The 13,622-nt window shown below is 67.6% G+C and carries 15 protein-coding genes; 4 read left to right on the top strand and 11 right to left on the bottom strand.

Going from position 1 to position 13,622, the window contains the following annotated elements; all coding sequences use genetic code 11:
• The first annotated feature begins 47 nt into the window (after nt 1-47).
• The 3 genes from G6N37_RS08370 to mhpA are packed head-to-tail and all read left to right on the top strand — an operon-like array spanning nt 48 to nt 3,759.
• Nucleotides 48-1,178: a VOC family protein gene (locus G6N37_RS08370; RefSeq protein WP_163678559.1), complete on the top strand. Its 1,131-nt coding sequence runs from the start codon at nt 48-50 to the stop codon at nt 1,176-1,178.
• Nucleotides 1,175-2,125, top strand: coding sequence for a fumarylacetoacetate hydrolase family protein (locus G6N37_RS08375; RefSeq protein WP_163678562.1), 951 nt, complete (start codon nt 1,175-1,177; stop codon nt 2,123-2,125). The genes G6N37_RS08370 and G6N37_RS08375 overlap by 4 nt, the downstream gene beginning before the upstream one ends.
• Complete coding sequence (mhpA, locus tag G6N37_RS08380; protein WP_197745730.1) at nt 2,122-3,759, top strand: bifunctional 3-(3-hydroxy-phenyl)propionate/3-hydroxycinnamic acid hydroxylase MhpA; 1,638 nt, start codon at nt 2,122-2,124, stop codon at nt 3,757-3,759. Before G6N37_RS08375 ends, mhpA begins: the two co-directional genes overlap by 4 nt.
• Here the strand turns inward: mhpA and G6N37_RS08385 are convergent.
• The 10 genes from G6N37_RS08385 to G6N37_RS08430 all read right to left on the bottom strand — a co-directional run bounded on the left by G6N37_RS08385 (nt 3,651) and on the right by G6N37_RS08430 (nt 12,110).
• A complete protein-coding gene (locus G6N37_RS08385) occupies nt 3,651-4,541 on the bottom strand; it encodes a universal stress protein (RefSeq protein WP_163678565.1) in 891 nt (296 codons plus the stop codon). The two genes, mhpA and G6N37_RS08385, sit on opposite strands and share 109 nt — an antisense overlap.
• 137 nt (nt 4,542-4,678) lie before the next feature.
• Nucleotides 4,679-5,593, bottom strand: coding sequence for a formate/nitrite transporter family protein (locus tag G6N37_RS08390; RefSeq protein ID WP_163678568.1), 915 nt, complete (start codon nt 5,591-5,593; stop codon nt 4,679-4,681).
• The gene (locus G6N37_RS08395; protein WP_163678571.1) at nt 5,590-5,859 is read right to left on the bottom strand and encodes a hypothetical protein; all 270 of its coding nucleotides are present in this window, start codon (nt 5,857-5,859) and stop codon (nt 5,590-5,592) included. Before G6N37_RS08395 ends, G6N37_RS08390 begins: the two co-directional genes overlap by 4 nt.
• Nucleotides 5,856-6,476, bottom strand: coding sequence for an RNA polymerase sigma factor (locus tag G6N37_RS08400; RefSeq protein WP_163678575.1), 621 nt, complete (start codon nt 6,474-6,476; stop codon nt 5,856-5,858). Before G6N37_RS08400 ends, G6N37_RS08395 begins: the two co-directional genes overlap by 4 nt.
• Before the next feature lie 10 nt (nt 6,477-6,486).
• Entirely contained in the window at nt 6,487-7,554 is a 1,068-nt protein-coding gene (locus G6N37_RS08405) for an acyl-CoA dehydrogenase family protein (RefSeq protein ID WP_163678578.1), read from the bottom strand.
• Complete coding sequence (gene cynS / locus G6N37_RS08410; protein ID WP_163678583.1) at nt 7,551-8,027, bottom strand: cyanase; 477 nt, start codon at nt 8,025-8,027, stop codon at nt 7,551-7,553. The genes G6N37_RS08405 and cynS overlap by 4 nt, the downstream gene beginning before the upstream one ends.
• Nucleotides 8,028-8,048: 21 nt before the next feature.
• The gene (locus G6N37_RS08415; protein WP_163678586.1) at nt 8,049-8,573 is read right to left on the bottom strand and encodes an OsmC family protein; all 525 of its coding nucleotides are present in this window, start codon (nt 8,571-8,573) and stop codon (nt 8,049-8,051) included.
• Between the two features lie 164 nt (nt 8,574-8,737).
• Nucleotides 8,738-10,015, bottom strand: coding sequence for an iron uptake transporter deferrochelatase/peroxidase subunit (gene efeB / locus G6N37_RS08420; protein ID WP_372514658.1), 1,278 nt, complete (start codon nt 10,013-10,015; stop codon nt 8,738-8,740).
• A gap of 2 nt (nt 10,016-10,017) precedes the next feature.
• A complete protein-coding gene (gene efeO / locus G6N37_RS08425; protein WP_372514659.1) occupies nt 10,018-11,184 on the bottom strand; it encodes an iron uptake system protein EfeO in 1,167 nt (388 codons plus the stop codon).
• Nucleotides 11,185-11,276: 92 nt separating this feature from the next.
• Nucleotides 11,277-12,110: a DUF3097 domain-containing protein gene (locus G6N37_RS08430; RefSeq protein ID WP_163678588.1), complete on the bottom strand. Its 834-nt coding sequence runs from the start codon at nt 12,108-12,110 to the stop codon at nt 11,277-11,279.
• Nucleotides 12,111-12,330: 220 nt separating this feature from the next.
• Between G6N37_RS08430 and G6N37_RS08435 the strand changes: the two genes are divergently transcribed.
• A complete protein-coding gene (locus tag G6N37_RS08435) occupies nt 12,331-12,618 on the top strand; it encodes a DUF3349 domain-containing protein (protein WP_163678591.1) in 288 nt (95 codons plus the stop codon).
• Nucleotides 12,619-12,643: 25 nt separating this feature from the next.
• Here the strand turns inward: G6N37_RS08435 and G6N37_RS08440 are convergent, their stop codons facing one another.
• Nucleotides 12,644-13,621, bottom strand: a complete 978-nt coding sequence (locus G6N37_RS08440) for a patatin-like phospholipase family protein (protein WP_163678594.1) — start codon at nt 13,619-13,621, stop codon at nt 12,644-12,646.
• Nucleotide 13,622: the final 1 nt, after the last annotated feature.

The following is a 13,622-nucleotide window of genomic DNA, read 5'->3' on the forward strand; positions in this document are numbered from 1 at the left end:
TTCTCTCGTATGTGACGATTTCGTCAGTTACGTTTTTGGGAGTGGTCATGCATCTGACGAAGAATGCCGGCGGGCACGCGCACAGCGAACAGGGTGCGCGTCGCGGCGAGCATCCCGGCCGGTCCCGCAACCCGGTGATCAAAGTCGCCGACATCGCGTGGTTGGAGTTCGAGCGGGCGGACCTGACGCGGGCCGAGACGTTCGCGCGGGCGTTCGGCTTCCATGCGACGTCACAGGGCCCGAACGAACTGCAGCTGCGCGGAACCCGGGAAGGCTCGCCGTGCGTCATCGTGCGTCGCGGCCGGCGCAACCGCTTCGCCGGTGCGGCCTTTCGGGCGTGCGACGAGGCCGACGTGGTCCGGTTGGCGGGGACCGTCGGCGCGCCGGTGGAACCGCTGCCGGAGACCATCGGTGGGGTGTCGGTCGCGTTGACCGACCCCAGCGGCATGCCGGTCCGCGTGGTCACCGGCATGCACGAACTCCCGGAGCTGCCGGACCAACAGATCCACACCTTCAATTTCGGCCGCGACGTGCGGCGCATCAACACCGGCCAGCGTCCCCCACGGGCGCCCGCCCGAGTCCAGCGGCTGGGCCACCTGGTGGTGCAGTCGACCAAGTACATCGAGACGCTGAACTGGTACCTGGACAACCTGGGCATGATCGTCAGCGATTTCTTGTACTTCCCCGGCCAGCGCGACCGAGGGCCGACCATGAGTTTCATCCGGTGTGACCGGGGGCCGACGCCGGCCGACCACCACACCCTGGCGATGGCGCTTGGCCCCGCCAACCGTTACATCCATTCGGCGTATCAGGTCAGCGACCTCGACGCGCTGGCAGCCGGCGGTGAATACCTTGGTGCGCAGGGCTATTCGCGGTCCTGGGGAATCGGCAGGCACATCCAGGGCAGCCAGATCTTCGACTACTGGCGCGATCCCGATGGTTACCTGTTCGAGCATTTCACCGACGGCGACATGTTCGACAACACGCTGGACCCCGGCTGGGCGCCCTTCACCGCATCCGGGTTGGCACAGTGGGGCCCGCCGGCAACCCGAGATTTTCTCGGCACCGACCCGAAATCAGCCCGCCGCGAAGTGGTTTCGATGTTCACCGCGCTCCGCTCACCCAACGAATTCGATGTCAACCGCCTGATCGGCCTACTGAAAGTTCCCGCCTCATGACCCTTTCCGTACTGCACACCGCCTCTGAAACAGGCCACGCCTGGTGGCTCAAAACCGCCAAGGGCGCCGCGAAGATCGACACCACCGCCACCAGCACCGCCGCGCTGCTGGCCGACCGGGCCGCCGTCGAGAAGGCGGCCACGAGCACCGATACCGTCGACGTCGACACCCTCGCGTTGATCTCGCCGGTGACCCGGCCGTGCCGGGTGATAGCGCAGATGACCAACTACGAATCGCATGTCAAAGACGCGGGCATGGACCCGGCGTCGATCCCGCTCACCTTCTTCCGCAAGGCGTCGGCGTCCATCACCGGGCCCTTCGACGACATCGTCAAACCCCCACACGTCAGGTTGCTCGACTACGAGGTGGAGATCGGCCTGGTGATCGGCCGCGCGGTCCCGATCGGCACCGCCATCTCCGAGGCGAACCTGAGTGAGTTCGTCGCCGGCCTGGTCGTCACCAACGACGTCTCCGCGCGTGACATCCAACTCCCGCAGACCCAGTTCTACGAGGCCAAGTCGTACCCGACGTTCACCCCGGTCGGCCCGGAACTGGTCCTGCTCACCGCCGACGAGCTCAAGCGCTTCGGTGATCTGCGGCTGCGCCTGAGTGTCAACGGCCAGGAACGCCAGAACGCGCTCGTCGAGGGCGACATGCTCTACCGGCCCCTGCAGGCGCTGCAGTCGCTCACCCAGTTCCAAGAACTCGCCCCGGGTGACCTGGTTCTCACCGGCACGCCGTCCGGCACCGCGCTGAGCGCCCCACCGAAGCCCGTCCAGTTCATCGGAAACCTGTTGCCGCCGGCCGTCAAATGGAAGATGTTCTTCTCACGCCAGGCCGCCAACCGGAACTACCTGCACGACGGTGACGTCGTCGAGGCGTCGGTGGCAACCGACGACGCGGCCATCGACCTCGGAACCCAGCGCACCGCAATCCGATTCAGGTGACGCCCCCACCGACCCGGCGGGTCCCCGTCGTCATCGTCGGCGCCGGACCGACCGGCGTCACCGCGGCCACCCTGCTGGCACAGTACGGCGTGGACTGCCTGGTGCTCGACCGCTGGCCCGGCGTGTACCCCCAGCCCCGCGCGGTGCACCTGGACGACGAGATCTATCGCATCGTCGCCCGCCTCGGGCTGGCCGACGAATTCGCCGCGATATCGCGGCCGACGCTGGGTTTGCGGTTGGTGGACAGCCGGTTTCGAACGCTCGCCGAGTTCAACCGCGACCCCGGGCACAGCGTGCACGGTTTCCCGCAGGCCAACATGTTCGACCAGCCGGAACTGGAGGCCCTGCTGCGGGCCAACCTCGAGCGCCATCCCGCCGCCGAACTGCGCGGGAACGCCGAAGTCACCGATGTCGTGATGGGCGGACCGCGCATCCGGGTCACGTTCACCGACCGCTCCGACGGCGCGCTTCACCAGGTCGAGGCCGACTACCTGCTGGGCTGCGACGGCGCCAACAGCCTGGTGCGCGCCCGGATCGGTTCGGCCATGCGCGACTTGAACTTCCAGCAACGCTGGCTGGTTGTCGACATCGCCACCGACGCGGACCTGGGCCAGTGGGACGGAGTCCATCAATTGTGTGATCCGAACCGCGCGGGGACTTACATGCGCATCGGGCCGGCGCGCTACCGGTGGGAGTTCCAATTGCTGGCCGGTGAGACCGCGAACGACTTCGACACCCTGGACCGGTTGCGCCCGTTGATCAGGCCGTGGACCAGCACCGTACCCATCGGCGAGCTGACCCTGGTGCGGGTCGCCGAGTACACATTCCGTGCGCAGATCGCCGACCGCTGGCGCCGTGGGAACGTCTTCATCCTCGGCGACGCGGCGCACCTCACTCCTCCGTTCATCGGCCAGGGCATGGGGGCGGGGCTGCGCGACGCGGACAATCTGGCATGGAAGATCGCCGGGGTCCACCACGGCACCCTGGCTCCGGAGGTTCTGGAAAGCTATCAGCAGGAACGTAAACCGCATACCCGATCCATGCTCCGGCTGGCGCTGAGTGTCGGTTGGGCGATGACCGGGGGCGGCCGCCTGGGCAATGCGGCCCGCCGGGCGGTGCTGCCGAGGCTGCGGCTCCTCCCGGGCCTGCGCGACAAGGTGGTCGACTCGAGGACGCCGGCGCTGCACCATTCGGCGTTGGTGCGCAAGTCCCTGCGGCCGCGCCGGCTCGCCGGCACCCTCTGCCCGAATGCGCCGCTCGGCGAAGGTCAACGGCTGGACGACGTGCTCGGGACCCGTTTCGCGTTGATCAGCACGGCTCGCCCGGGTGCCAACGACGAGGCGGCGCTGCGCCGGCGCAACGTCGCCGTGCTGATCGCCGAAGCCGACAGCCCGCTGGCGGCATGGCTACACCGGGGCCATGCCACCGCGGCACTGCTGCGCCCCGACCGGACCGTGGCCCGGGCCGGACGCGACGTCACCGGCGTTTGTGCGTGGACGGTGGCCGTGCTTTCGGCGGGAGCGGATCAGGCGTGCGCCGGGGGCCGCGCAACGATCACCGGTATCCGAACCGAGTGCAGGACCGCGTTGCTGACCGATCCCAACAGCACACCGGTCAGACCTCCCCGACCGTGACTGCCCACGACCAGAAGCTGTGCGGTCCCAGACTTTTCGGCGAGCTGTCGGGCCGGTTGGTCCCGTACGACCAGACGCTGCACGGTCACGTCGGGATAGCGTTCCTGCCAACCCGCCAGGTTCTCGGCCAGGCTGCGGTGCGCCTCCGCTTCCAGAGATGACCAATCCGCTTCCGGGAGGTCGGTGATCGCGATGTCGCTCCACGCGTGCAAGGCCGTCAGGCCGACACCGCGGCGGGACGCTTCGTCGAAAGCCAGCTCGATCGCGAGCTCGGAGGCCGGTGAGCCGTCCACCCCGACCAGTACCGGGGCGTCTTGCGCGGTCGCGACATGGTCGGCATGGACGACCGCGACCGGGCAATGCGCGTGCCGCACGACCGTCGCGCTGACCGAGCCGAGCACCCCCCGGGCCAGCAGTCCTCGTCCGGCCGTGCCCACGACGATCATCTCTGCCTCATCGGACATGTTGATCAGCGCCAGGGCCGGGCTGGAATACACGAGTTCCCGATGGATCGTGACGTTTCGGTCCGCCGGGAGTGCCTCCTCGGCGAGCTTGATCGCGTGCATGATCGCCTTCTTGCCCTCGTCTTCGAGCCGCACAGCCAAAGATTCGGGGTACGGGACCGGCGGCCAGGTGGCGGTGGGCGTCGTCACCGCGTGGACGACGGTGAGTGGAACTTTGCGCATCGCCGCTTCGCTGGCGGCCCAGGTTGCGGCGGCGTTCGATGCCGACGAGCCGTCGACCGCGACGACGATGCCGCGGTGTTGGTCAGGTGCTGACATTTCGTTCTCCCTCCATCACGAGCGACGCTACAAACCCGCGGGCGCATCGGTCGTGAGGCTTAAGTCCCTAACCAACGGGACGGACGGCTTTTGCCGACACCCGTTAAGGCGGCCGTAACGCTGTGGTCACGCGCCGGCTAGATGCGACGTCGCTGTAACTGCGCGATGACCCAGAAGGGCAGCGCCACGAACAGCGTGCCGCCGATGAGGTTGCCCACGGTGGTGATGCACAGATTGGTGAGCAGGCCGTGTTCGCCGAGCCCCCAACCGATCGCGCCGCGCGGTGCGGCCGGGTGGAACAGGTTCAGCAGCAGGGGAAGACCGAGGAAACCGACGTTGGCGATCACGTGCTGGGTGCCGCCGATCACGAATGCGAAGGGCCCGTAGAACGCGAACGTCATTCGGGCCACGTCGCTGCGCGCCTTGAAGAACATGCACATGGAGGTCTGCAGGAACCAGGTGCACACCACGGCAAGCAGCAGCGCGGTCCAGAACGGCTGGCCGGCCTTCTGCGCCCCGACGGCGGCCGCCCGCTCGGCGAGAGGCCCCAGGTATGGGCCACCCGCGGCACCGCAGACGGTGACGAACACCAGCGCGCCCGCGACGTTGCCGATCAGGCCGACGATCACCAGGAAGGCGTAGCTGCGCACACGCATGGTGCGGTTGAGAACTGCCAGGAAGCCCGCCGCCATGTCCGCGGTGATCAGCGACATGCCCGACACCAGGATCAGGACGAACGACATGCCGAATGCCAGGCCCATCAACAGGCTTGCGACGCCCGGGGTCTTGACCCCGGTGCTCACCATCAACGCCAGCAGCGCCCCGAACGCGACCATCACTCCGCCGACCAGGGAGCGCACCACAAACGCCCACGGGTGCGTCGCCTTCTCGACGGCCATGGCGGCCACCCGGTCCACCATGGCGCCGACGCTGAGCGGCTCGAATGGGTCATCGGGAGCGACATTCGGCGGCACGCGAGACGTCAAGCCGGGCAGCGCATTCGGTGGCGGCGCTGCGCCGTCCAACCGCGGCGATTGCGCTTCGAGAGTCATGGGTGTTGGCCTTTCCGTAAAGCGTTGATCGCGTTGATGACCCCGGTGATGTGCTCCTCGCTGAGCCTCTCCCCCTCGAAGACGTGGCTGAGCAGAATCTTCAGGTCAAGCATTTGCTGCAGGTAAACCAGGCACGGCGGGCATTCGTCGAGGTGCTTGGCGACGATCGGGCCCCATTGTTGCGGGTCGGAGTCGACGAGTTCGTCGACGAGGCGGACGAAGTCGACGCAGTCGATGGCGGGGACGGTGTTGTCATGGACGGTCATCGGCGATACCGCTTTTCCAGTTCGTTGCGAAGATTTCCCCGGGCGCGGTAGAGCAGCGCGCGTTGCCCTTCGGCGCTGAGCTCGAGGAGTTCGGCCGCCTCTTCGGCCGAGGTGCCGACGATGTCGCGCAGGATGACCAGTTGCCGCTGCCGCTCGGGCAGCGCGTCCAGCGCCGTGCGCACGTGTCCGACGAGCTCGTTCTCGACGGTGCGGTCCTCCGGCAAAAAGCGCCGCGACGGCGGAAGATTCCAGTGTCCCGCGTCGGGATGGCCTGCGGGATGCATGCGGCCCGCCAGCGGGTCGGCGTCGTCCGTCGACAGCACCTCGTGGTCGCGGATGCGGGATTCCCGGCGCCGGTGCCGCGAGGCGGTGTTCTTGACGATCCCGAACAACCATGTCCCGACCGAGGAACGCCCCTCGAAGGAATCCGCGGACTGCAGAACCTGCACCCACGCCTCCTGCACGGCCTCTTCGGCCACCGTTGCCGAATCCACCATGGTGCGGGCGAAATTGACCATCGGCCGATGAAAGTCGCGCACCAGGGTGGCCAGCGGGATGCCGCCGACGACGCGTTCGGATTCGGTACCCCCCGGCGGCACCGCCACCGGGGTCACCATCGACTCGCACTCAAGCGCATGCGGCCAGTTCCCAGCGCAGCTGCGCTTCCGATGGGGATTGGACCGGAATGAACGCAGCCTCCCGGTAGCGGCGACTCGCCGCCGTCCTGCTCGCATACCCCTTACCGCCGGCGGTGCGGATCTCGAGATCCGCGCTGGCGCTGCTGAGTTCGGCCACGGCGAGCCGCAGGGACAACAGCTCCCGCTTGGTGGGCGGATCGTCCCCGCCCACCGCGGCGGCCAGATTCGCCAATGCCGCTTCGGCAGCGGCGAGCTTCTCCGCGACCTCGTCGACTTGGGCGCTGAAGACCTTGTTCACCCCGCTGAGGCCGGTCTTGGCCTGCTGCACCGCGGTTCTGCTCAGCCCCAGGCACATCGCCGATTGCAAGACGAGGAACGTCGGGCGGACCGCCCGCAGGAAGCCCTCGAAGTCACTCGACAACACCTGCCCCGAGGGGACGTAGGCGTCCGTCAGGTTCAGGTACGACGAGGCGGTGCTACCCATTGCCAGCAGGTCGAAGTGATCGCCCACCGTCACGCCCGGCGTGTCCAGCGACAGGGCCACGATCAGCCTCTCATCGGCGTCGGTACGCACCGCGGTCACCATGGTCGAGTCGGGGTAGAGGTTGCTCGCCCACCGGATGGGTCCGGACACCGCGTAGCCGCCCTCGACGCGCGCAGCCGTCAACTCCAGACTTCCGCACCCCGCCGCCTCCTTGAACGCCGACGCCATGCCGGTCACCCCCAGCGTGGTCCCGGCAAGCAGCGGCCCGGCCGCCGCCGCACCGAAAGGCGTTGCCGCCGTGAGCAGATACTCCACTGCCATGCGATGAGCCCACAACGAGAACCCGGTGCTCATGCATTCTCCGGAGATCATCCGGATGACCTCGGCCATGTCGGGTAGCCCACCGTCGGCGTTGCCGGGTGCGCCGACCCCGAGCAGGCCGGCCGCACCCAGCGCGGCGAAGCTGCGGCGAGATGGGTGTTCACCGCGGTCTAACGCGCCGGCGTGGGCCCGGATGTCATCCAACAGTTCGACATCCAATTGACCGGCCGCCGAATCCATCGTCGCCGTCATCTCGATACCTCCTGGGCCGAGTGCATCCACGCGTAGTCGAGGAACTTGCCGTCGAAAGTGACGACCACTCTGTCGCCTTCGGGGTGCGGACGCCGCCGCACGCTCACCTGAAAGTTGATGGCGCTCATGATGCCGTCACCGAATTCCTCACCGATGAGTTCCTTGATCGCCGGGCCGTAGACGGCCAGCGCCTCGTGGAACCGGTAGATCACGGGATCCGTCGCCATGGTCGCATCGGAGCCCCGATACGGCATCATCTGCAGTACGGCTACCGCCTCGTCGTCGAGGTCGAGAAGCGATGCGACCGTGGCCGCGTCGGCGGCCGGGAGCGGATGCTGCCCGAGCAACGCCGCGACCGTCCACACCGGGTCCTTGCCGACGGATTCGGCGATTTCCGCCCAACTCAGACCCCGCCTGGCGCGGGCCAGCCTGATGGCCTGGCCGAGATCCGCCTTCGTCAATGTAGTTGCCATAGCCGGTTCCCGTCCCGATGCCTATTCGGTGACCAGAGTGGAGTCGACGCTTACCGGGTTGCGGAACGTGTTCACCACGGGTGACCAGGCGATCGCGGTGTCGTGAATCTCCTGGAGGGTGGCACCGTCGGCGTCTCCGGCCAGCGTCACCCTGCAGCGAACGGCGCTGAAACCGAGGCGCTTTCCCTCGGGGGTGTCGCCCACACCCCAGACCGCGGAGATGTCGATGTCACCTTCCATTTCGACCTCGATCTTGGTCAGCGTCACCCCGCGGTGGGTCGCATTGGCCAGCAAGCCCACCGACACGCACGAACCCAGCGCCGCCAGGGCGGTCTCGGACGGGTTGGGCGCCGAGTCGTCACCGAGCAGCGCGGGCGGCTCGCCCACCAGCATCGGTGCCAGGTCGCGAACGTAGGTCATGTTGCGGAACCCGGTCTCGCACACCGTCTTGGCTTTGAGGGTCTTCTTGCCGGTCTCCGGGTTGGCCCTGGCGGTACACGACAACTTGTCGAGGCCTTCGGCGTCGATGACGAGCGCGTCGGTCATGTGACTTCCTCCGTTTTCGCTGATTCTGCGGCTTCACGGAGTTAGTGCTCTGCGGCCGCCGATGTGTGACGGTGGACCGGACGGATTTACCCGGACGACACGAAACATCACACGGCCGAAACACGGCGCCGTCCAACGCCTGATGACCTTTGACGGAGATTTGCTTAGCCGAAGAGGCCCTGCGCGATGTAGTGGCCTTCGGCGGGCGCGGGCGGCACCGCGAAGATTGCTGAGCCGATGTGGCGGATGTATTCGTTGAGCAGGTCGTGGGCGCCCAACCGGTTCTGCAGGCGAATAAAATCTTGCGGATCCTTTTGATACGAGATGAACAGCAGGCCCGCGTTGAGTTGCCCGTTGGCGTCGAGGCCATCGGTGTAGTTGTAGGACCGTCGCCGGATCATGATGCCGTCATTGTTCTCCCGGGCGGCCAGGCCGACGTGGGACATCGGATCGATGAGCGGATTGCCGTCGGCGCCCTTGACGGCGAAGTCGGGAGTATCGAACTCGGCCTTGCCGCTCAGCGGCGCGCCCTCGTCCTTGGTGCGGCCGAAGATCCGCTGCTGATTGCCGATGCGGTCGACGTCCCAAGTCTCGAGCAGCAGCCGGATCTTGCGCACGACTTGATACGTCCCGCCGCGCATCCACGGCTGGTCGTTGTCATCGACCCAGACGAACCGGTCGTACTCCGCATCCGTGCCGATGTTGCGGGTCCCGTCCTTGAATCCCAGGAGATTTCGCGGGGTGTGCTGGCCCGGCCCGGCCGACGCGCGCCCGAATCCCAGCACGGCCCAGGATGGTGAGACGATGTTGCGGCCCAGCCGGGCGAGGTTACGCACCGCGTGATAGCAGACCTGCGGGTCGTCGGCACAGGCTTGCACGGAAAGGTCGCCGCCGCGCAACCGGGGATCCAGGTTGTCCCCGTTGAGCGGTGGCAGATCGGTGAACACCGCGGGCCGCCGCGGGGCGAGCCCGAACCGCTCGCCGAACAGCGACGGCCCCAGTCCGATGGTGACGGTGAGACTGGCCGGGCTCAGCCCGTAGGCCTCCCCGGTATCCCCCGGGGGCTGCACCTCGACCTGCGGCGCAACGGTGCCGACGGGCTTACCCTGCTGCAGGACCGCGGCCGCGGCGGACCAGCGCGCCAGCAGGGTTTGCAGCTCGGTGCGCCCGCCGGCGGTCAGCGAGAAGGACATGAACATGGCGTAACGCTGTGGGGGCGTGGCAATTCCGCCCTGATGCGGCTGACCGTAGAAGGGATAGCTACGACGCAGGTCGACGTCGTCGTCCCCGCCGCCCGGGCCGCCGTTGCGCCCGGCTGCCATCGCGTGACCCGCGAAGCCGCCGGCCGCGGCGCCGGTAAGCCCGGCCAACATGGCGCCGCCGATCAGGTGCCGGCGCGAAACCGCCGCAGCTTCCTCGGGATCGGTCGTGTCGTCGGTCACGGTCAGCCGGTCGAGACGACTTTTTGCGCGACCGTCGACAGGCTCTGGTGCAGGGGCTGGATGACCGCGGTCAGCTTCGGCGCGTCGGTGGCCTTCAGCGCGGCCGTGTAGGTCCGGAAGCCGCCCAGCGCGGAGGACTCGCGATACCCGTCCAAAGTCGCCAGCACCGTGCGGAATTGCTGATCGATCTGGCTGACCAGCTTGCCGTCGATCTGCTCCAGGCCCGGCCGCAGCGACGCATAGGCCTGCTGGGCGCCTTCCACGTTGCCGGAGAAGTCGACCAGGTCGATGTGGCTGAACGCCTCCTCCTCCCCGGTGATCTTGGTGTTCTGGATCTCTTCGATCAAATCGCTGGCACCGTTGGCCAAGTCTTCCGGCTGGTAATGCAGGAGGGCGACGATAGCGGTCAACTTGACGACGTTGCCGACCAGTTCGGAGCTGGACGCCAACGTCGCGGGGGTGATCGCTTTGCCCTGCCACAGGTCGCGCTCGATGGCGTGGAATCCCTTCCAGCCGACCTTCGCGTCGACGGGCGTGGACTCGCGCATGTCGATCAGGTAGTCCAGGCTGCCGGCATTGTCGCCGACCGCGAAGCCCACCAAGATGAAACCCCCGACCGCGGACTCCGAACGCTCCCAAAAGAGGCGCGCCTTGGCGTAAGCGGCCTTCGCGGCGTCGATGTTGCCCGACCGCACGGCGGCGTCCAGTGCCCTGACCCCGTCACCGAGCTGAGCGATCTGATTGACGACGTAAGCCGCGTAGTCCTTGGTCCCCTGGTTGAGGATGTTTGCCACGGTGCCTGCGGGCCGCGCCGCCGCCCGACCCGTCACCGTCAACGTCTGGTATTCGTTGCTCGCGCCGGGGCAATACAGCTGATACGAGCCACCGTCCAGTGTGACGGTGAACGACACCGGATCCAGACCGGGAGCGAGGTCCTCTTTCTCGCCGACGATCCGCTGGCCGCTGAGCAACTCGACTTCGCTGATCCCCGGTGCGCTCGTGTTCGCCACCGTGAAGGTCACCGGCCCGGCGGCCACACTGGTGACGTCCAGGGCGCAGCCCTCTTTGCCGCCATCATTGGCCATGGTGACCTTGACCGCGTTGGCGCCGCCGAGTTTCCCGCCTTCAGGGCGCCCCGCGTTGCCACCCGGATGACTGCAGGCGGTCACAGAAAACGCCACTGTCACAGCCAATGCTGTTGCGGCGAAACAACACTCGCGATGCCAAAGCCGGGCTTCCGGCTCGGTGCGGTCGCGCCGCGTCATGGGGACGGCTGCGTCACGAAGTCGATGAGTTCCTCGACGCGGCTGATCAGCGCCGGCTCGAGGTCGTTCCAGTCGCGCACCCGGGACCGAATGTGGCGCCAGGCCCTGGCGATGTCCGCCTGGTTGGCGTGGGGCAGGCCGAGCGCCCGGCACGCGCCGTGCTTCCACTCGATGTGCCGCGGCACATCCGGCCAGCCGGCCAACCCGAGCCGCTGGGGCTTCACGGCCTGCCAGATGTCGACGTAGGGATGACCGACGACCAGGGTGTCGGTGCCACCCGGGCCGCGCCGCACCGCGTCGGCGATCCGCGCTTCCTTCGAACCTGCGACGAGGTGATCGACGAGCACGCCGAGCCGGCGCCCGGGCGCGGGCGCGAACTCAGACACGATGTCCACCAAGTCGTCCACGCCGCCGAGGTGCTCGACGACGACACCCTCGATGCGCAGGTCCTCGCCCCACACCTGCGCGATGAGTTCGGCGTCGTGGCGGCCCTCGACGTAGATCCGGCTGGCGCGGGCGACCCGGGCGCGCACGCCAGGCACGACGACCGAGCCGGACGCCGTCCTCCCGGCTGCGGCAGGCGCCGCCCGCCGCGGCGCCGTGAGGATCACCGGACGGCCCTCGAGCAAATAGCCTGGGCCCAACGGAAAACCACGCACGTGCCCACGCCGGTCTTCCAGATCGACCCGCCCGTACTCGACTCGTACCACCGCGCCGACGTATCCGCTCTGCACGTCCTCGACCACCAGGCCGAGTTCGGCGGGGTGCTCGGTCGAGCGCGGCTTGCGCCGGCCCACGGCAAGGACATCGGTTCCATAGCGATCAACCACGCGGCCATACTAGAAAGCCTTGCGGCCAAACACCGTTACGGCACGCCCGCTTGAGGAGCATCGTGACCGAGATCGCCCGTGCCGGCGCAGCAATACCGGCGGGTAAAAAGTGCGTTTTAACTGTGTGGCGTTACTGAGCTGATGGCGTTGCCGATGTTACGTTGCTAGTGGTAAGAACTGCCGCTCATTCTCAAATCGCGGCGGTGAGCGAGGTGGGATTATGGACCTGGCACTTTGGGTGTCGAGCATTGTGGCTTTCGTGCGGGCCGGCTACCCCGCCGGGATGCCCACGACCGGGTATGCGCCCCTGGCCGCCTTGGCTCGCCGACGGCTGTGCGACGACGAGATCAAGGCCATCGCAACCAAACTCATGAGGCGCCAATTCTGGCCGATCAACCCCGTTGATATCGGCGTCGAAATCACCCGGATCACGAACCAATTGCCCGTGCCGGCCGACATCGAGCGGGTCGAGCATCGCCTCCACGAGATCCGCTGCGCGCGGGGATAGGCGTCATCGCGGGATTCCGACTCTGCTACGGCGCGCCCTTCTCCGGTCCGCCGCATGCGGCCAGGTAGTCCGGGTAGCTCCACGTCCGCAGAAACTCTTGGCCCGCCTGCAATCCTCGTTGATACAGGGCGTCGCGTTGCTCGGCGGTGATGTTGAAGTCGATCGGGCTGACCTCCTCGGCGGGGACGAAGATGGTGCGCCGTACGGTGCACGGATCGTCGATGTATGCGTTGTCCTGGTTGCTCACCAGTGTCTCTATCGCGGCGATTCCCAAGGAGACTGGCCCGTGGACCGGATGGGTGGGCGGGATGCCGGGTCGCGCGGACAAACGGATGCCGAAGGTCGGCCATCGCGGCTCCGCGTCGGGGCGGTCGAACAGCTCCACGGGGAAATCCGACAGCAGGCCGCCGTCGACCCAGGTGGCGCCGCCCACCCGGACGGGCTCGAACACATAGGGAATCGCCGACGAGGCGTGCACGGCGCGGGCCACCGGAAAGTCGTCGGGGTCGATCCCGTAGGAACCGAGGTCCCACGGGATGCGCACCAGCCGGCGCCGGGACAGGTCACTGGCCGTCACGACGAGCGACCATGCGAACTGGTCCGGTTCTTCGCCCGTGCGTAGGTCGCCGAACGTCCGCACGCCCATGTCGGCCAGCAGGCCGGAGAGCAGCCGCTCCAAATAGGCACCGCGGTAGACACCGTCGGACACCAACAGCGACAGCGCCCCACCGATCAGTGGCACCTCTCCGATCAGGTTGCGGTCCAGGAATTTCCGATAGTCGATGGTCCGCATCACCTCCGCGAGCCGGCTCAGCGGCTCGCCCGCGACCTGCAGCGCGGCTACCAGCGACGCGACGACCGCGCCCGCGCTGCTTCCTGCGACGCGCGGAAACCGGTAGCCAGCCGCGGACAGCGCGTCGACCGCGCCGACCAGCCCGATCCCGCGGACGCCGCCCCCCTCGCACACCAGATCCGCGCGGGACGCGATCACGGCTGCCTCCATA

The sequence above is a fragment of the Mycobacterium seoulense genome (assembly GCF_010731595.1).
Lineage (GTDB): Bacteria > Actinomycetota > Actinomycetes > Mycobacteriales > Mycobacteriaceae > Mycobacterium > Mycobacterium seoulense.

Excerpts from the sequence above, each read along its gene's own strand:
- G6N37_RS08370 (WP_163678559.1), top strand. The coding sequence starts at position 48 with ATGCATCTGACGAAGAATGCCGGCGGGCACGCGCACAGCGAACAGGGT.
- G6N37_RS08395 (WP_163678571.1), bottom strand. The coding sequence starts at position 5,859 with ATGACCGTCCATGACAACACCGTCCCCGCCATCGACTGCGTCGACTTC.
- cynS (WP_163678583.1), bottom strand. The coding sequence starts at position 8,027 with ATGGCAACTACATTGACGAAGGCGGATCTCGGCCAGGCCATCAGGCTG.
- G6N37_RS08385 (WP_163678565.1), bottom strand. The coding sequence starts at position 4,541 with ATGTCAGCACCTGACCAACACCGCGGCATCGTCGTCGCGGTCGACGGC.
- G6N37_RS08405 (WP_163678578.1), bottom strand. The coding sequence starts at position 7,554 with ATGACGGCGACGATGGATTCGGCGGCCGGTCAATTGGATGTCGAACTG.
- G6N37_RS08390 (WP_163678568.1), bottom strand. The coding sequence starts at position 5,593 with ATGACTCTCGAAGCGCAATCGCCGCGGTTGGACGGCGCAGCGCCGCCA.
- G6N37_RS08375 (WP_163678562.1), top strand. The coding sequence starts at position 1,175 with ATGACCCTTTCCGTACTGCACACCGCCTCTGAAACAGGCCACGCCTGG.
- G6N37_RS08440 (WP_163678594.1), bottom strand. The coding sequence starts at position 13,621 with ATGGAGGCAGCCGTGATCGCGTCCCGCGCGGATCTGGTGTGCGAGGGG.
- G6N37_RS08435 (WP_163678591.1), top strand. The coding sequence starts at position 12,331 with ATGGACCTGGCACTTTGGGTGTCGAGCATTGTGGCTTTCGTGCGGGCC.
- G6N37_RS08415 (WP_163678586.1), bottom strand. The coding sequence starts at position 8,573 with ATGACCGACGCGCTCGTCATCGACGCCGAAGGCCTCGACAAGTTGTCG.
- G6N37_RS08400 (WP_163678575.1), bottom strand. The coding sequence starts at position 6,476 with ATGGTGACCCCGGTGGCGGTGCCGCCGGGGGGTACCGAATCCGAACGC.